Origin of the sequence: Paenibacillus algorifonticola, from assembly GCF_050481745.1 — a bacterium.
Classification (GTDB): domain Bacteria; phylum Bacillota; class Bacilli; order Paenibacillales; family Paenibacillaceae; genus Pristimantibacillus; species Pristimantibacillus algorifonticola_A.
This window is the reverse complement of sequence record NZ_JBCNGR010000036.1, coordinates 100,644-119,099: the sequence shown is the minus strand read 5'-3', so window position 1 is coordinate 119,099 and position 18,456 is coordinate 100,644. Positions and strand designations below refer to the sequence as shown.

Genomic DNA, 18,456 nt, shown 5'->3' with positions numbered 1-18,456 from the left:
GAAAGCCGTCCTCTGGCGGTAAAGCTAACGTTTTGAAAAAAGACCTAAGCTGGCGGGTAAAAGAAAAGATTACCTGCCCAGCTTAGGTCTTGACTGTCGTAGTGCCGCTTATTCCATTTGATCAAGTAAAATAAATTGGCCATCCGCTTCTTCCAAGCGGAAAATAACCGGCCGCTCCTGCGGGTGCTTGTTAGGCGCATGAATCGTCAGACATAGCTGGCCTTCGAACGTACGGAACAGCATGCCATGTCCTCCGTCCTTGGCGAACAATGGCTCAGCATCCTGAATCCAAGGCCCTGTAATTTGTCCGGAAACCGAGCGGGCAATGCCCATCGTATAGCCTTCCTGACCAGTCGTCGACCACATCATGACCAGCTCGCCATTTTCCATCCGATGCAGGAAAGGGCCGTCCGTGACGTAGTTTTGCTGATTGTCGCCGCCGCCGACCGACCATACAGCATCCGAAGCTTTGAACAATAAAATCGGCTCGCCGACTGCTTCCTTAAAATCACGCGTAATTCGAACCGCATACATTTCGCCGTCCTGCACCTGCACCCACTCCTTGCAGAACACCATCCATGGCTCGCCATCGTTATCGACGAACAGCGTGCCATCCAGGCATTCCCAATCCGGCGGGGTCAGCGCCCGGCTCCATGGCTCGAACGGCCCTTGCGGCTGGTCTGCCGCCAGAACGCCCGTCACCCTCGGAATGCCGTCCGCTTTGAAGCTGGCGAACATATAGAAGCGGCTTTCCCACTCGTACACCTCCGGCGCCCAGTAATGATGGTCCGACCAGAAGTCAGGCTCAGGCCGGAAGCACGGAATGGGCCCCTCCCACTCAGCAAGATCCTCGCTCTCATAGACGTCAAAGCCAAGCGCTTTGCCGCTCCAAACATTTTGCCCGGTTGAGCCGTACAAATAATATTTTTTGCGGCCTTGGTCCACTAGTATATAGGGATCGCGAAAATGAATATCTCCCAGCTGCTTTTTGCTCACAATAAACGCTCCTTTGTGCCAAATTAATAGTATCCACAAATGAATTAATGAAATTGTTAATTAAAGAGTATATGAATTAATCTTACCTCATCATATAATTTGAAGGGCCTGATCGCAATCTTTTTTTGAAGGGGGCTATTGTGTGCTAATAGTGATCCCGCATGCAACAATTTCTGTGTATATTCGTCTGAAATGAAAATGCAGGAAAGTAATTAATTGTTCATTTCACTAAAAGGAGTGCAAACATGAAAGCAAAACATATAACCGTTCAAGGCTGTATTTTATTCGGCCTCTTAATAAGTGGCTGTTCAAATGATAGCCAAATAGGGACACCCACAGCAACCGAGAAGCCCATTTTAACGGCTCAACCTGCGGTGGCAGTTACAGATCCTGCTGCTGCTAAGCTAACCAACCTGAGCTTCACAACGAGCCGCAACGCCGACGGCAGCCTCAGTGCAGCTTTACCCGACTCTTTCGGCCATTATTCAATGAGCAGCAGCCCTCCTGTTGAGCTTCAAGGGGCCGTATATCACATGGTCAATCTGTACCGCGGCGATGATATCGTTACAAATGCGCTATTATCGCACCGCCTAGGACAGGATGATGTGAAGGTGGAATGGAGCGAGACGATTACCGATTCCAACAATCGCTGGTACCATTCTTTTCATCCCGGGAAGGAGCGGCAGCTGTTAAAATTGGACGAGGAACGGCTCGTTTTTCTTGAGCCGGAAATTATTGGCGACGGTGGCAGCTACCACCTGTCCACTTTAAATGCAAAATCAGGTGAAATGACACGGATGCGAGAGGATTTTTGGCCACTAACCGATGACTACGATTACATTTATCAATATCAATGGAACGAAGAGAAGCAGCAGTTGTTTATGCAGAGCTATTTGGGAAACGTGTGGTTTTTTGACCTGCAGGGCGAGGATAAGCAGGATCGGCTGCCGGAAAATACGTTCCGCGTCATCCCTCATTCGACGACTGGGGCACCTTCCTTGTTTCTGTCTCCTAACTTTGAGCGCTTCGTCCACAACGATGAAAGCGGCGAGGTTACTTTTTTCACAGCTGACGGACAACCGCTTAAAAGCGTTAAACTGCCAGAAAAACGCTATGTCGCCTCCGAATTGATGAAGTGGAATCCGGCAGGCACCGTGGCTTGGATGGATACGGCTCCTGAGCAGCAGCATCGCATCACAGACATCGACATTGATTACTTAAAACTGGCTCCTCAGCAAATTTATTTTTATGACCGTGACGGACTGCCTATTGCTTCGTTGAAAGCCGCGGCTGGCGATCATTCAGCGATAGAAGTCGTTCAGTGGCTCGATTCCAACGTCGCTCTAATCAAAGCCTATACCTATGCTCGAAAAAATACGACGAATTACGACATAGAAGAAACAAATATCAGCTACTACAGCTATGATGTCATTCATAAAGTGAAAAAGCAGGTTGAAGCAGTGCCCGCAGCAGCAGTACCGGACAAGGAGTCAGCCGAAAAGGCCGAACCGCGCATTTCCGAGGATGGGCGAGCTCTTATTTATGAGCAAGGATAAAAATAAGGCGCAATAAGCGGGTATTCTGCAGCAGCAGGACAGCCCCTCTATCTTTATGAAATGCAAAAGGCTGACGATGGATTAATAACCATCGTCAGCCTTACTTGTTCTAACCAACACAAAGCAAGTTTATAATTAAAATACGGGGCCGTTTCGAACCTTAACCTTAGTATTAGCTATGAACCGAGGGCGCTTCATCCAACGCCTCCTGCTGCAAATCATCGCTCCCCTTTCCATCTATGAGCCCAATCAGCTTTTCAAGCGCTGAAATTTCCAAAGCTTTAATCGTTTCCACGCCTTGCTTCATTTTGTCAATGAGGAGCAAATCCTCGCTAATTTCTAATTTGAAATAAAGATTGCGCAGTACAAGCGTCTTCTCGATTAATAGTGAAAATTCATCCGCTAAAGCAGCTGAAGGCTCTATCCTTCCCGTCTTAATCAAAAAGTCGTAAAGTAAGCGTATACATTTCTTGTGCTCATACAAAATATGAAAAGGCAGGCTCGAGTGTACAGTGCTCTGTTGCTGGATTCGATCAAGAAACTGCTGCAAATCCGCATAAATAGCCATGCCGAATGCGGCCCGCTCCCTAGGCTTCGTAAATAAAGGCATTCGCTCATATGAATGGCCAGCGTACAAATAGTCCTTCAGCAGCTTGCTCGCTAGCGATACATTAAATTCATAATGCTCGACTTGATTTAATTCAATGAGAACGATTTTGGAGCGATTTAAAGCCTGTCCATAAATCCCTTGCTTCGCAGCATGAACAAGCGCCGGAATAGAGACCGTGACAGCCCTGTACTGCGCATTGAAATAATCCATCAGCGTAAATTCATTTTTCTCCAAATCATAGCCCGTGATGAGCAATTGGCTTCTTCGATTAACCTTCCCATAAAAATTCGAATAAGGCACATAAAAATAATCACAATTTATATAAACATATTGATTTTTGTCGATGCAGCTTATAATGAATTTATCTAAGTCCGTCCATTGATTAATTAAACTTAATTCTATTTCTTGGGTGTATATCCACGGGTTATTGTTGTGCCTCCACATGAGGGGCTCTCCTAAATAAAAGCTCAGCCAATGAATATCCTTATCAAAGGACTTATCCGAATACAGCTGTATAAAATGGTTCAATATCCAGGCATGAGACTTTTCATCATTACTCATCACAGCCAAAAAATGAGAATATCTTTTGTACCCCACAACTATCGGTATCGTTACAGGCAGCATCTTTTTTGTCAAACGATCCTTCCTTTCTCATTATAATTGAGTGCTTGTCACAATTATTTCCTGAGAAACTCTAGATGAAGCTGACGCATGATGATGATACAATCGCAGCAAAACACCCCTTATAGAATCCTTATTTGTAATAATTATCCTATAATTGTAACGTAATCATTCACCGACTGCAATCCTTTTTGATTAATTGAACAGCCTCAGTCCAATAACATTCAGGGACGAGTCCGCCTTTAGCTGTCACCGCACTCACTCAAGAAAAGAATCAGCAGCGCACCGAAATCCAATGTTGCCAGTTGAGCTATCGGGCGTGTTGCTGGTGCGTGCCGCAACGCGATACCGGTTGCAATAGGAGTCATGGCACAGATAGGAGCCGCCTTTCATTGTTTTGGAGGAGCCACGAGCATAATTACGTGAACCATTAGCAATATGATAGTTAGGACTAAACCAGTCATCGCACCATTCCCATACGTTGCCGGTCACATTGTATAAACCGTAACCGTTAGGCGGGTAGGCATCCACCGGGCATGTACCGAAGTATCCGTCCGGCGCCGTGTTTTCGTCTGGAAACTTGCCGTGCCAAATATTGCTCAGATTTTCTCCCTTCGGCTGAAGCACGTTCCCCCAAGGGAAAACTTGTCCATGCAAGCCACCGCGTGCCGCGTACTCCCACTCCGCTTCCGTGGGCAAGCGTTTGCCCGCCCATCGACTATAAGCTTCGGCATCATTCCATGACACATGAATAACGGGATGGTTCAGCTTGTCGTCCACCGTTGTTCCCGGCCCTTCCGGCGCACTCCAGCACGCGCCATTGACGGTGAGCCACCATGGCGTGTGGAGGACATATTGGGGGTGAAGAGCCTTTATTTCCTCAGAAACAAACAGGTGGAAAACGAAAGACCATCCGAATCGCTCCGCTTCTGTTACATAACTCGTTTCTGCTACAAACCGGCGAAATTGCTCATTCGTCACCACATATTTATCCATATAAAATGGAGCCACGTAGACTTCACGCGCCGGTCCTTCACCATCCCCTGGAAAACCCTCCGCTCCATTTGTTCCCATCAGAAAAGCAGTACCGCCCAAACGTACGCTCTGCGATAGGTCTGGAGCCAGAACGTGACGCTGAACGCTGCTCTCTTGCCACAAATCGGTTCGATTTTCGGCAGCTCGCCGAGTGCCTTGCGCTTGCGAAGGCACTCGGCGGGCTGCGCAGCAGTTGCGGGGTGTTGACTCCTGCATGCGATTCCCTCCTCTTCCTTATTATGAAGACGCTGAACACCGACTCATTTGCTGGATAGAAATGTCTTCTGCCTAAGCGCTTGCTGGAAGGCTTGCTTTGTAGCCGCGATCTCCTCCTTAAACTCACCGGGATGCCTGCGCTTCAGCTCTTCAATATGATGACCGCGACCGGTTTCCTGCAACCGCAGTATATAATTTTTCAAATACCCTTTGGCATGGGCAGGCCCGCCCTCCTTGATTACCGTCCACAGCGGATCGGTATCATCTCCGCTTCTGGCCATCATCTCGTCATGCCACTCCTGGAGATAATAAACGGCCTCCCTACAGATATCCTTATGCTGACCAGCTACATTGACCTGCTCATAGGGGTCCACTCGTAGATTAAACAGCATCTCCTTGTCGAACAGATGAAAGCCGTCGTGGTAGGTCCGAATATAGATCCAGTCACCGAAGCGGACGCTGCGCTGGGCGACATGCGCGCATTGCGAAACTACAACGTATTCCCGTCCACAATTCTCGCTTTGGGTCAGCGTTCGGGCATAGCTAAGTCCGTCCCATAACGGTGAGGGACGTTCGCCCAGCAGCTCCGCAAAGGTCGGAGCCAGATCCAGATGGTAATGCAAGCCATCATCTACCCTTCCCTGCGCGATGCCCGGCCCCCGGATAATCATGGGCAAGCGGCACGTTCCCTGATTGGCTGTGGAGTGCTCGCCGTAGATGCCGAGATGACCCATATTTTCGCCATGATCAGCCGAGATAATAATAATGAGTTCTTCCATCACACCTTCCCTCTCCAGACTGTCAAACAGCTGCCCGATATGATCGTCCATATAGCGAATGCCCGTATCGTAGCCGTCAATCACTCTGCGAAGCTCGTCCAGGTCGCGAATTTCGCCAGGGTGGCGCGGATATAGTGGAGACGTTTTGTTGTTGTAGGTTTTTTCGACAAAATCAATATTGAGCTCCTGCGCGCTATGCGGTCCGACCTTCTGGCGGTGCCCTTCCAGAACCTCAGCGGTCAGCCATTCAGGTAGCTGCTGCTCGGCAAAGGGATTGCCGTATTCTTCTGGAGCGCGGTATGGCGTATGCGGGTCCCAGAAATTGATATACAGGAACCAGTCTTGTTCAGAGGCAGCATTGCGCTTAATCCAATCCAGCGCCACGGGCGTGACCTGATGGGCGGATTCCATGCCAAAGCCGCCCGTGTCATGAATTTCATTAAAACCCGCATAAAAGGCAAAGGTGGAATGACGGTACGCAAACGGACTGATTAATACCGTCTTCAGCCCGCCCGTTAATTGAAGAAATGAAGGCAGCGAGCCTCCCCTGGACAGCCTTCCCATTAATTCCCGATTAACGCCTTCGAGCTTCATGTCTCCGGCGGTGCCTCCATGACCCACAAGCCCGTTGCTAATACCGAAACGGCCGCTCATCAGCGCCGTCCGCGAAGGGGCGCAAGGTGCGTCCGAGGTATAATAATTGGTGAAGCGAACGCCCTCTGCTGCGATTTTGTCTATATTCGGTGATGTCTCGCGATGATAGCCGTAACAGCCCAAATGCTGCGGATTCGTGGAATCCAAATCTAAAAATAATACTTTCACAAAACAGTCCTCCCTAAGCAATAATTAGATTTTAGCCCTTGACGGCTCCCGCCAAGCCGCTTACAAAATAACGCTGCAGGAACAAAAATATGACAATGACAGGCACTAGCGAAATCGCAGCCCCTGCCGCAATACCAGTCCAGTCCACAATATTTTCACCTTTTAGCGCATATAGCCCTACTGCGACCGTCCGCAGCTCCGGCTTGCCTAGCGTCAGCACCAGTGGCATCAGAAATGAATTCCAGCTCCATATGAACTGCATAACGATGACCGTTACGATGACGGGTTTAGCCAGAGGCAGCATTACGCTTGCGAATGTCCGGATATAGCCGCAGCCATCCATCGTAGCCGCTTCCTGAAGCTCCTTCGGCATTTGGCGAAAATATCCCGCAAACAACAGCACGAACAAAATATTGCCGCCCCCGACTTCCGCGAAAATAACTCCCGCCAGCGAGTTAAGCAGTCCAAGCTCCTTGATTAGTTGAAAAATTGGAATAATCGACGATTCGGCAGGTATAAAGACGCTTGCCGTCAGAATCGCCACCACGATCCCTTTTCCCTTAAAAGAATACCGCCCTATGGCATAACCGCTTATGGCTGTTATAAACAAAGTAATCAGAATGACGGATGAGGTAACTATGATGGAATTCATAAAATAACGATCAAAGCGTCCTGCGTTCCATGCCCGCTCATAGCTGGATAAATCCAGGCTGGAAGGCCACAACTGTCCACCGAAAAAAGCCTCCTCGGGCTGCACCGAAACCGACAACATCCAAAAAATGGGATATATCCACAAAATTGCTGCAGCAGCCAGCACCAAATGTGGAAAAAAACGAAGCCACTTCATGGTAATCCCCCTTATGCGCGCTTAAGCTTGCGCGTTGCAACATGCTGCACTAACGCTACCGCTATGATGGTTATTCCGAAAAAGATGCCCGCAGCTGAAGAGTAGCCAAGACGTGGCAACCCCATTTCGCTGGAAAATGCGTAACGGTAAATGTAGGTCGACACCACATCCGTTTTGAAAAACGGACCGCCTGCCGTCATCGTCATAATTAGATCGAATGCGCGCAGAGCCGATGCAATGTCCAGCAGCGCGATAATGGCTCCAATCGGCAAAATATACGGAAGTGTAATATGGATAAAGCTCTGCCAGCGGCCCGCCCCATCCACGCGGGCGGCCTCCAGCACATCCTTCGGCACCAGTTGAAGCGCCGTCAGCCAATAAATCATGCTCATCCCCATATGCTTCCAGGAATAAACCAGAATCGTCGTAACCAATGCCCAGTCTGCATCAGACAGCCAATTAATAGGCTTTCTCAGCAGACTCAGCTTCAGAAGCAAACTGTTTAGCGGACCATCTGCTCCCAACAGAAACACCATCAAAATGCCCACTGTCGATGCCATTGTAACAACAGGCAGAAAGATTGCCGTTCGGTATGTCGCTACGCCCTTAATGGGCTGATTGAGAAGCACGGCAAACAATAGCGAAACGACCACAATCACGGGAACCGAGCCCGCTGCAAACACAAAGCTGTTCCGGTAGGCATTCCAGAAATACTCATCGCGTATCAGCTCCGCGAAATTTTGCAGACCAACAAAAGTTTTGTCATTTCCTATCCCCGACCAGTCCAGCATGGAGTAATAGAAGCTCAAAAGGAGCGGCCAGCCTTGAAATAAAGCGTAAAAGATCAGATTGGGGGCAAGGAATATCCAACACCACATCATGATTTTAGCAGTTTGCTTTTTCATGGCAGTGATTGATAATCCTCGGCTGTGTAATCCTCAAGCAGCTTCCAGTTAGAGAAAATAAAGTCTTCCGCTGATACATTTGTGCCTTTGGCTTTTGCCGTTTTAATAGCGGCTCCCCATGCCTCGCCCAATTGCCCAGACAGCTTGGACAGCGAAGCCTCGGGATCCTTCAATGCGCCGGAAACTACGGCAGCCAACAGCTCCCCCGCATTGGGATGTACATCCTTAAAAGCCGCAAATACTTCTGCTGTCTGCGCATTGCGAACAATCGGATTTGGAACGATCCGTCCGTATTCCTTGGCAATTTCATAGTATTTCTCCAATTGCGGCATTTTTATATGGTTTTCATTAACGCCTTTAACAACCGAAAATCCGATTCCTTTCTCCACGAACTGCTCCTGATAATACCCTCCTGTGTACAGCTCCTTGAGATAAAGTGCAGCTTCAGCAGGATGCTTGGACTTGGCCGAGAGGCCGATCCATGGCTGCGATCCATAAAGCGGCAGCGAGCCCACTCTCCCGGAATCCGGCAGCGGAGGTGCCATAACGCCGTAATCCAGATCGGATGCATTGCTATTCCATACGCCCACATTCCATGCGCCTTGTACGATAAAGCCGGCTTGGCCTTGAGCGAACAACGCGCGCGCTTCGGGAGCCGTAATCGCAGCCGTTTGCGGATGATAGCTACCGTCCTCCGCGATGCCTTGGAACAAACGGAATAATTCCGTAACCGGCTTGCTGTCATAGCTCGTCTCATTCGTAACAAGGCTGACCGGGGAGCTTGCCGTCAAACCGCTGCCTGCAAGCGAGGACCCGTCCTGAATAGCGGACGTCCATCGTCCTGCCTGCTTTCCGCCCTCAACTATGCCGTAATAGCTGCCTTTTCCAGCTTCGGTAATCCGCTTTGCCGCTTCGCGAAACTCCGTATACGTTTTCGGAGGATTTTCAGGATCAAGACCAGCTTCCTTAAACAGCTTTTTATTGTAAAAGACAAGTGTTGTAGGCAGAGATTGCCCCTCAGGTATGGAATAAATTTTGCCATCCTTCACCGTTGTTCCTTCCGTAAAGGTCCCGTCGACAAACGCACTTTTAAATTCCTCGTCGATGTAATCATCCAGAGGCTGGAACCACCCCTGCGCAACGGCCGTGGACAGCTTCATCGTTGACGGAACGGGAAACAAATCAGGCGCTTCTCCCGCTTGAATAGCCGTCAACACCGTATTGTTGAACTGGTCAATGGTTAGCTGCGTATATTGAACTTTAATATTTGGATATTTCTCAACAAATTGTTTATTAAACTGTTCTCTTATAGCTTTGGAGCTATCGCTCCAATCCATCACCTGCAGCACAACCTGTTCAGAGCCGCCACCTTGTGTATCCCCATCGTTAACCGCATTGACGCCCTCCTGACCGTTTACTGCCGACTGCTGAGCTGAGCATGCGCTTACCGCCAAGGCCAATAAACCGACAGACAACAAACGCAGCGTGCTTTTCATATTTTGCATCCTTGCTTCTCCCCTTTTCATTAAAACCTACTATTTAACTAGGCTTAGTTGTATAATAAAAGACGGGGTCTTTTTAAGCAATGTACATTTCTACGATTGAAAGGACAAAACGTTTGTAAAAACAAACAACAAAATACGGATTAGCCGGATAAGAAAACAACTGGAGGATAATGTAATGCTACGTGTGATGGGTGTATTTTTTGATGATTTTATTCAAACCTGGAGGAGCCGCGAAGCTATACTTCCCATGTATGTGCTCGTGCTTGTGACACAAGGGAAAGTCATTTACCATTTGAACGAGCAGCCGTATGTGGCAGGTAAGGGGGAGATGCTAATCATTCCCAAAGGAACGCTGCGTGGGGCTGAAAATGATGAAAGCGGGCCGCATCAGAAATTTACCGTCTTGTTTGACTATGAGCAGAACAACCCGCAATATATTCCGGTATTGGACCGCAATACCGTTTATCAAATGCGAATACGGCATTTTGATTATCTAACTACCCGCTTCGAACAGCTTTACCGTGAGCAAAAAGGTGCCGATTCCATTGACCAGCTCATCACACTGAATGGTCTACAGGAAATCCTGCTGCTAGTTAGCCGGGAAGCTGAGCTTGTTAATATATCGCCAATCAAGCTAACACTAGCCAAAAAAATAGAAAACTACTTAGTCGCCAACTTTCGTCAACCGGTGGAAATTGACGATCTGGCTGATTTAATCAGCCGCTCGCACAATTATACCTCTTCCATATTCAAGAACGTGACTGGGCAATCTCCCATTCAGTTCATGCATCAATTACGGATTGCGGAAGCACGGCGGCTCCTACTGCATACGGACATGGGGCTTTCAGACATTTCCCAATACTTAGGTTATTATGACACTTCCTATTTCTATCGGATGTTCAAAAAAATTATGGGGACAACACCCACAGAGTTTCGAGCAAGAAATGTAGGCGTTCAGCAGCAGCTGCGCGGCTAAGGATAAAGGAACCTAACCCTATAGAACAATCCCAATGGCGAAAGGCACCGCTGGAATCGGATCCGGCGGTGCCTTTCGTTCTTGCCCTGTATTCTCCCGGCTGCTTTAATAAGCAAGTCCAGACTCTTCCTGAAATTTAAAATGAGAATGAGTCACATAACCTCTCGGCAAAGCAGGCATCTTCGTAAAGGTCGATTGCAGAGCAATGTGCTGCTTCGTCTCTCCGCTTTTTACGATGCCGTGTAGAATCTCCAGCGCATGATAGCCCAGCTCCTTGCTGGCACGGTTTGCTCTGCCCTTGCGCATGGACCATGCCATCTCTGCGACGCCAAGTCCTCTGCTCTCCCCCGTGAAGCTATGGGATTGCTGCATCACCATCGGCTCCGTATTCCCCTTTAATACAACCTTAACCTCCCCTCCAAAAAGGTTGGGATCTGACATATACATAATGCCATCCGTGCCGTACAGCACAAGCGTAGGCTTCTCTGGAACAATCAGTATGGAATTGGAGTCAAACAGCAGGCTGCCGACTGCCCCGCTCTCAAATTGCAGCGTGCCAGCCATCAGATTTTCACACTGAATTTCGTAAGACTCACCGAGCTTTTCCATATAATAATGCTGCCGTTCCTTGTTCAGCGTCTTCGTAGTTCCAGAAACCTCTGCAACAGGTCCCAAAATGCTTAGCAAAGCCGTAATATAATAAATGCCAACATCAAAACCAATACCCGCTCCTGGCTTAATTGCATTTGGGGACAGCTCCGCGAACAGGGAAACATCTCTGCTCAAGGCGCAGTGAGCGGAGGTAATCGTTCCGATCATCCCGCTTTCGACCACATATCTGGCGGTCTGAATGCTCGCTCCGAGGAATGTATCCGGAGCGACGCCCAGGTACAGATTTTTTTCATCCGCGATTCGCACGAGCTCAGCCGCTTCCTCCAGCTCAAGCGCCAGCACCTTTTCGGTATAAACATGCTTGCCAGCTTCCAGCAGCTGCTTGACGACACTATAATGTGCGGTCGAAGCCGTCAAATTAACAACAAGCTCAATGGAATCATCTGCAATAATTTGTTCCATGGAGAGCGCTCTGATGTTGTATTTTTCAGCGGTGCGCTCGGTTTTGTCCAGATTACGGTCGTAGCAGCCAACGACATCCAATATACTAAATTGGTTAATCATCGTGCTTAAATAGGCGTCGCTAATCGCTCCACATCCAATAGTAGCTACTTTTACAGGTTTTAATGCTGTCATCCTGCTCAACCCCTTCAATATGTTAGAAAATAGCTCATGTCCCGCAAGAGAGAATCTTCACTCCTCATCCGGGATAAGAACATTAAACCTTCAAGCGATACGAGACGAAGGCAAGCCTGCGGCTGTCCGGCGCCCATGAATTGACATTGATTGTGCCTTGACCGCCGAAGAGCTGGGCAATCGTCCGCGGCGCTCCGCCCTCGGCAGGCATTAGGCGCAGCTCCACTTGCTTGTTCGGCGGGTGCTCGCCAGGAGCAACCTCTTCCTTGCGATAGGTCACATAAGACACCCATTTGCCATCGGGAGACACATGCGGGAACCAGCTGTTGGCTTCGTCAAAAGTCATTTGCTGCTGATTTTCTCCATTAGCATCCATGCGCCAAATTTGCATCAGGCCGCTTCGCGTCGAATTAAACCAAATCCATTGACCGCAGGGGGAAAACTCAGGCCCATCATCCAAGCTTCCTGGAATATCGGTCAGTTGTGCTTCCTCGCCGCCGCTCACAGCAATCGTATAAATATCGTATTGACCATTCCTCTCCGCACAATAAGCAAGCGTCGAGCCGTCCGGTGACCAGCCATGCAAATAGCTTGGAGCATTCGGCGTTACCAGCTCCGGCGTCCCTCCTTCGAGTGGCAGCACATAAATTCGGGAGCTTGCATCTCCTGACGTAAAATGGCTGACCGCAAGCCTCGTGCCATCGGGAGAAAGCACATGATCATTGTTGCAATCGATTGCAAATCCAGTATCAATTTGCTTGACCGTTTGGGTATCCAATTCGTAGGAATACATGCAGCCGTTGCCGTTATAAACTAGAAATCTTCCGTCCTGCGTCCAATTGGGAGCTTCGATGACGAAGTCAAATTCCTGTAAAACCGTCCGTTCTCCCGTAACGATATCGAGCGTTTCCAATATACTGTAGCTGTCCCGTTCCTTCATCAAAGCTCTTAGCGTATGAATATCCATTTTCCAATCCCCCTCTGAAGTTTAAAATGGCTTGTGCTTTCCTAGTCTAATGCGATTAGTCCGCTTATTTCACTTCGTCTAAAGGCTTTACGAGCCCCTGAACAAGAAGCTCCATTAGCTTGCTCGTGTCAGCGAGGTTGTTAATGCTGAGCTCTAAACCAAGCTGCGCTTTCGTATTCACATAGCTGTAAGAGCCTTGGCCGAAATAGCCAACATGATACGGCTGCTTTGCTCCTAGGCTCGCAAGCGTGTCATACATCGCCTTCCGGTCATCTACGAACAGGCAGAAATGGAATACGCCTTGTCCATGATCATCCAAAAAGGTTCTCCACGGACTCGGCGTTTCCGCTGGCTGCATAAGCTCTAGTATGAAAGGCCCCAGCTCATATTTGGCGACCTTGCATCCGTTGTATTCAGCAGCTTTGTCGTACGTATAGTGAAGCAAGCCTTCCGTCGGGAGTATTTCTACAGGCGCCTGCGGGACGCCGAGCACCTTAGACCAATTGGCGCTGGCCTGCTCCGCATCATGTACAACAAGGCAGATCTGGGTAATGACAGGTGGCGATTGAGTCATCTTTTTTCCGCTCCTTCGATTGGTTTTAAAATCATGAAGATGAATAACGATGAAAAAATAAGGCAATGGGTAGTGTGCAGCCAATGTGTTAACGTTAACACATTGGCTATAAAACTAGGCCAAAGGAAAGGTAGTGGGCACAGCGGTGCCCCCTTGTCAGGCTGCCTTTCCTTAATCGCCCGTCCATTCTCGTACCGTATGGCGATCCATCAGAAACGGGTCTATTCCGATTGTGCTGGAGAGGGCCGCTTGATCATTCATTCGCTGCAACAGCAGCTGCAAAGCATGATCGCCAATTTCCTTAAATGGCAAGCCAACGGATGTAATCGGCGGTGACAGCAAAGCCGACAGCGTATTGTCGTATCCGATCAGGGACAGATCATCAGGTACGCGAAGACCGCGTTCATACAACACCTGCAAAACGCCGCAGGCGTAAATATCAGAGGTCATAAAAATCGCTGTAGGCGGCTGCCCAGCCCTTAACAGCTGGTCGATCGCCATTCGGCCTGCCTCTATCGAATATTCGGGCATCACCTGCATCCACTCCTTATGAGGAGTGATTCCTGCTTCGCTTAGCGCATCCAAATAACCCGCATAGCGATCCTCTTCCACCTGATGCGACAGCTTGGAGCCGATAAAGCCAATTCGCCGATGTCCTTTTTGCAGCATATGCTGAACGGCACCTAATGAACTTGCCCGATCATTAACGACAATTCGGTCTACCATCGGCATGTCATAGGTACGCTCGATCATCACCACAGGAATATGATTTTCAATTAAACGGCCGATTAAGTCTTTCGAAATAGAATGATAGGAAGTGATAATGACCCCGTCCACCCTATGACCAATCAGATCGTTAATTTGCTGTTCTTCCTCGCCGAGGCCCATATGACTCGTTAGCGTCAGCACATGATAACCGCTGCTTGCCGCTGCTGTGTTAACTGCGGAGCTGATTTCCTTGAACTGCATATTCGTATTAAAAAGCGTCAAGTGTCCAATAATGTTGCTGCGACTGCTTTTCAAGCCTTGTGCAATGCGATTCGGAATATATCCCATTTCTTTAATGATCCGCTCAATCTCCCGGCGCTTATCCTCAGACACATAGCCGTTGTTATGCAAAACTCTGCCCACGGTCGCAAGTGAAACGCCCGCTGCTTTAGCCACATCCGACATCTTAATATTCATCTTTAGTCTCCAAATTCACATATGTTATCGTTAACATATTAGCACGTTATATTCGGCAGTGCAATACGGTGACAAACGTTGCTCTCCTGTATAAAGGCAGGAATAAATACCGCTGAGGTGCCACCAATGCTTTTCCCATTTTAATACCCACCCTGTAAAGCTTCTGCAATGCTCACAAAAACAAGCTGAGTTCAGGCTTTTGCCCGCCTATCAGCTTGTTTACTGAAGCTGCCGCTCCCCTTTTTAAAACACATAATGAGGCTTACATACCTAGGCGTACCTAGGATATCAATCCGATTAGAGGACAGAGCAGGATGTCTCACAGGCGGCGTGGTCGATATCAATGCAGTACGATATCCATCCTTATCTCAATTCTCGACACATCCCATTATTGTGCTTATACGCTCTCCTGCTGCATGGCAAGCAGTCGTTTCTTATCCACCTTCCCATTAAAATTAAGCGGAAAATCCTGCATCTCCACGAACTGCTTAGGGATGATCGAGGGCGGCAGCAGCTGAAGCAAAAAACCTCGCAGTTCCGTTACCGATACCGTTATCGCACCCATCTGCTCCAAGCGATAATAAACAATCAGCTTGCCTCCTTCATCGTCCGGTGAAAAAATAACAACGGCAGCTTGAATCGCTGGATGAGCCTCAACCGCAGTTCGAATCGTTTCAGGATGAACCAGTATGCCATTTATTTTCAATTGCTCGTCGACTCTTCCGACATACTCGACAAGCCCCTCTGGCAGCCATTTTCCAAAGTCCCCGGTGCGGTATAGCATAGCTCCTGATTCGAATGGATTCGGAACAAACCTTTGCTTCGTCAGTTCCTCGCGCTGCAGATATCCCATAGCCAAACCTTCTCCGGCGATGCAGATTTCCCCAATCACACCAATCGGGCATAGCTGCATGTGTGAATTAACGATGTATACACTCGTATTTCCAATCGGCTTGCCAATCGTTACTGGTAAACCTACCTGCATCTCGGCGGTTACGGACACGACCGTCGCCTCCGTCGGGCCGTAGTGATTATAAACCCGATATCCTTTATGCAGCAGACGATCCTTCAACCCTTGCTCAAGGACCTCTCCTCCGGAAATTACAATTTGCACACTAGCAAGCCGCTCTCCTTCCAACAGCAGGCGATTCAGCAGCGTAGGAACGAGATGAATGACCTGTACCTGATGCTTGTCAATGAATTGCCGAAATGCACGCTGATGCGTCAACAGCTCGGTTTGAATCAAAACGACGCTGCCGCCCCCTAGCAGGGTGCAAAAGATCGACTCTACCGATGCGTCAAACGTCAAATTGGCAGATAGAAGCACACGAAGCGGCTCCTCGCTGCCGTATTGAGCGTTAAACCAAGCTGCATAATTGATGACGCTCCGATGACGAATCCTAACTCCCTTAGGGGCTCCCGTCGTTCCCGATGTATAGATGACATACGCCAGCAGTTCTGAATCGTTCGACATGAGAGCGCTCATCTCAAGCTCGGACTCCTCCGAGTAAGACGAGTCCTCATAGGGATTAAGCGTCTGAAGTCCCGGCAGTCGCATGCGGGAGATCGCGATTTGAGCTCCGCAGTCCTCCAAAATGATGCGGTTATGCGCTTCCGGGGAGCGGTGATCGATGGGGATGTAGGCGGCGCCCGTTTTCAAAATCGCCAATAAACCGATCAGCATTTCCGGCGTGCGGTCAGCCGTAATGGCAACCATTTGTCCCTTGCCTACCCCTCTCTTGCGCAGCGATGCAGCCAGTCTGCTGGAATCTCTCTCCAGCTCCCCGTAGGACAAATTGCCAGCGTTTGAAACGATCGCTATACGTCCCGAATGCGACGCCGCGCGCTCCGAGAATAGTCCGTGTATTGTCTTCTCCCGTGGGAACGCAAGCGTTGTCTGGTTGAAGTCCCTTACGAGCTGAGTATATTCATCGGCTAGCAGCATGGGCACATCCCTAAGCAGCTGATTCTGCTTGTGAAGCAGCGCCTCCTCCAAGCTAGCCACATGGGACTTGAATCGTTCTATAGAAATATTTTTGTGCAAATGCCCGTTCCATCTAACATCGTCATACACGATTTCCTCAAGCTCAGCCCACCATTCCGAGGAACATCGCTGAGGAGAAGCTCCGATAACCTCGTCCTTTGAAGGAATGCCAAGCACCGTCTGAAGCCGGTGCAGCCAGCTTTCAATAGTTTCCTCCACAGAGCAGCCTAGATTTAAAATAGTCCATTTTCCGTAGCCGTGAGCCTCACCGGTTCGCTTGCAGCTCCACACTGGCGGGTTACCTTGTTCATTCATATGCAGTTGAAGCTGCCCGGGCTCATGATATTTCGTCAGCAACAGCCCCCAAGCCAGCCGTAAATTCGTTAATCGTACACGATCATGCCTAATAGTGAGATTCATCGACATTTGTCCCCTCCCTTATAGAAGGTTTTATCAGCTTAATCTTCTTCGTTGCTGAGCTTCCGAATGCAGCAGCTCAAGAAAACGAGCGGCTGCATTCGGAAGCAGCGCCTCACTCTCCAGGTGGTGCTCAAGCCGCTTCTGGACTCGGTCCCACATCGGCTGCTCCGGCTGAAGCAGCACCCTCGTTGCTAGATTAACCGTAACTCTCCAGCTGTCCACATACTGAATAATGCTTCTCCGCAGCTCCGACACGGCCTCTCCTTCTCCTGAAGGCAGCGGCGCGGCGTCCATCATTCGGATGAACCCATACAGCCGATGATAATAATGGCGCGTTCCCATCAGGAGCTGACATTTGCGCAGCATCGACTCCTCCGAGACCAGCAATCGCCGTGCAAAGTCGCTTAAGTAAAAGGAATCCGACTTGAGCATACGAGACACATAGCCCATTGCGGAAGCGTCCGCTACCTGCTGCATACCTGGCAAAAACCTCTGATAGGGCAAGCTGAGCGCCTCATGGGCCGCCTTTAATTCACCCCGTTCCATCACCCCGCAAAACGCGGGATGATCGTCGAAGATCAAGTAACGCCCATCTCTCAGAAGCTCACGCACAATAATGAAGTGCCCTGCATGCTCTTTACCGTAAAACACCTTGGCATGCGGCATGTAGAACAGATCGCAAGGGAGCAGCACCAAATGCCCGCTTCGCATTGCCTCATCGATCCAGTCGTTTTCATAACTCCGCTTAATGCCATAGTGCATAAGAAGCTGCTCCTCCGTAGCCAGCACCCGGCTCAAATCCACCTCTTCACCTTCCTCGTCCCATACCGGCTTGAACGCCCAGCGGTCTATCATTGCCGCATAAGGATGAATGCCTGGGAAGAGGGTTAGCAGCTTGTCGATCGAGCAATCAACCCACTCCCGTTTCATGGCTGCAGCTTTCCGTAAATGGCTTCGACCATATCCTGCAAGGTGACAAAATTTTCGAAAAGCAGCTCCTCGTCTTCAAAGACGATATTGAAGTTCGTTTCGAACGCTACAACAAGACTCATTGAAGTAAATGAGTCCATACCGTAGCTTGCCAGCTCATCATCTGGCGCGACATCCTCCTCCAATTGAAGCTGTCCCTTGATCTGCGACAGCACATAACCCGCAATATGTTCCTTGGTCCATTTCGTACGATTCATGATGGAGCTCCTTTCCAGGCTTA

16 protein-coding genes are annotated in these 18,456 nt (G+C 49.2%); 2 read left to right on the top strand and 14 right to left on the bottom strand.

Annotated features, from left to right (window positions below; genetic code table 11):
* Positions 1–108: 108 nt before the first annotated feature.
* Entirely contained in the window at positions 109–996 is an 888-nt protein-coding gene (locus tag ABEW34_RS25785; RefSeq protein ID WP_430162695.1) for a glycoside hydrolase family 43 protein, read from the bottom strand.
* Between the two features lie 245 nt (positions 997–1,241).
* Between ABEW34_RS25785 and ABEW34_RS25780 the strand changes: the two genes are divergently transcribed.
* Entirely contained in the window at positions 1,242–2,552 is a 1,311-nt protein-coding gene (locus tag ABEW34_RS25780) for a hypothetical protein (RefSeq protein WP_430162693.1), read from the top strand.
* A gap of 172 nt (positions 2,553–2,724) precedes the next feature.
* Here ABEW34_RS25780 and ABEW34_RS25775 read toward each other — a convergent pair whose 3' ends face one another.
* From ABEW34_RS25775 to ABEW34_RS25750, 6 genes are all read right to left on the bottom strand, one after another.
* Positions 2,725–3,606, bottom strand: coding sequence for a hypothetical protein (locus ABEW34_RS25775; protein ID WP_430162691.1), 882 nt, complete (start codon positions 3,604–3,606; stop codon positions 2,725–2,727).
* A gap of 435 nt (positions 3,607–4,041) precedes the next feature.
* Positions 4,042–5,034 (bottom strand): formylglycine-generating enzyme family protein, encoded by a 993-nt coding sequence (locus ABEW34_RS25770; RefSeq protein WP_430162689.1) that lies wholly within the window; start codon positions 5,032–5,034, stop codon positions 4,042–4,044.
* 44 nt (positions 5,035–5,078) lie between these two features.
* Positions 5,079–6,635: a sulfatase family protein gene (locus ABEW34_RS25765; RefSeq protein WP_430162686.1), complete on the bottom strand. Its 1,557-nt coding sequence runs from the start codon at positions 6,633–6,635 to the stop codon at positions 5,079–5,081.
* 31 nt (positions 6,636–6,666) lie between these two features.
* The gene (locus tag ABEW34_RS25760) at positions 6,667–7,482 is read right to left on the bottom strand and encodes a carbohydrate ABC transporter permease (protein WP_430162684.1); all 816 of its coding nucleotides are present in this window, start codon (positions 7,480–7,482) and stop codon (positions 6,667–6,669) included.
* Positions 7,483–7,493: 11 nt separating this feature from the next.
* Positions 7,494–8,387: a carbohydrate ABC transporter permease gene (locus ABEW34_RS25755; RefSeq protein WP_430162682.1), complete on the bottom strand. Its 894-nt coding sequence runs from the start codon at positions 8,385–8,387 to the stop codon at positions 7,494–7,496.
* Positions 8,384–9,892 carry an ABC transporter substrate-binding protein gene (locus ABEW34_RS25750; protein ID WP_430162680.1) on the bottom strand — a complete coding sequence of 503 codons (1,509 nt, stop codon included), beginning with the start codon at positions 9,890–9,892 and terminating at the stop codon, positions 8,384–8,386. The genes ABEW34_RS25755 and ABEW34_RS25750 overlap by 4 nt, the downstream gene beginning before the upstream one ends.
* 175 nt (positions 9,893–10,067) lie before the next feature.
* Here ABEW34_RS25750 and ABEW34_RS25745 point away from each other — a divergent pair, with 175 nt between their 5' ends.
* Positions 10,068–10,868, top strand: a complete 801-nt coding sequence (locus ABEW34_RS25745; RefSeq protein WP_430162678.1) for a helix-turn-helix domain-containing protein — start codon at positions 10,068–10,070, stop codon at positions 10,866–10,868.
* 105 nt (positions 10,869–10,973) lie between these two features.
* Here ABEW34_RS25745 and ABEW34_RS25740 read toward each other — a convergent pair whose 3' ends face one another.
* The 7 genes from ABEW34_RS25740 to ABEW34_RS25710 all read right to left on the bottom strand — a co-directional run bounded on the left by ABEW34_RS25740 (position 10,974) and on the right by ABEW34_RS25710 (position 18,433).
* A complete protein-coding gene (locus ABEW34_RS25740) occupies positions 10,974–12,116 on the bottom strand; it encodes a Gfo/Idh/MocA family protein (RefSeq protein WP_430162676.1) in 1,143 nt (380 codons plus the stop codon).
* 82 nt (positions 12,117–12,198) lie between these two features.
* Entirely contained in the window at positions 12,199–13,083 is an 885-nt protein-coding gene (locus ABEW34_RS25735) for a TolB family protein (RefSeq protein ID WP_430162674.1), read from the bottom strand.
* Between the two features lie 64 nt (positions 13,084–13,147).
* Positions 13,148–13,657, bottom strand: coding sequence for a VOC family protein (locus ABEW34_RS25730; protein WP_430162672.1), 510 nt, complete (start codon positions 13,655–13,657; stop codon positions 13,148–13,150).
* A 171-nt stretch (positions 13,658–13,828) separates the two neighbouring features.
* Entirely contained in the window at positions 13,829–14,842 is a 1,014-nt protein-coding gene (locus ABEW34_RS25725) for a LacI family DNA-binding transcriptional regulator (RefSeq protein ID WP_430162670.1), read from the bottom strand.
* Positions 14,843–15,239: 397 nt separating this feature from the next.
* Positions 15,240–17,252, bottom strand: a complete 2,013-nt coding sequence (locus ABEW34_RS25720) for an amino acid adenylation domain-containing protein (protein WP_430162668.1) — start codon at positions 17,250–17,252, stop codon at positions 15,240–15,242.
* A gap of 27 nt (positions 17,253–17,279) precedes the next feature.
* Complete coding sequence (locus ABEW34_RS25715; RefSeq protein WP_430162666.1) at positions 17,280–18,176, bottom strand: hypothetical protein; 897 nt, start codon at positions 18,174–18,176, stop codon at positions 17,280–17,282.
* Complete coding sequence (locus ABEW34_RS25710; protein ID WP_430162664.1) at positions 18,173–18,433, bottom strand: acyl carrier protein; 261 nt, start codon at positions 18,431–18,433, stop codon at positions 18,173–18,175. Before ABEW34_RS25710 ends, ABEW34_RS25715 begins: the two co-directional genes overlap by 4 nt.
* Positions 18,434–18,456 lie beyond the last annotated feature (23 nt).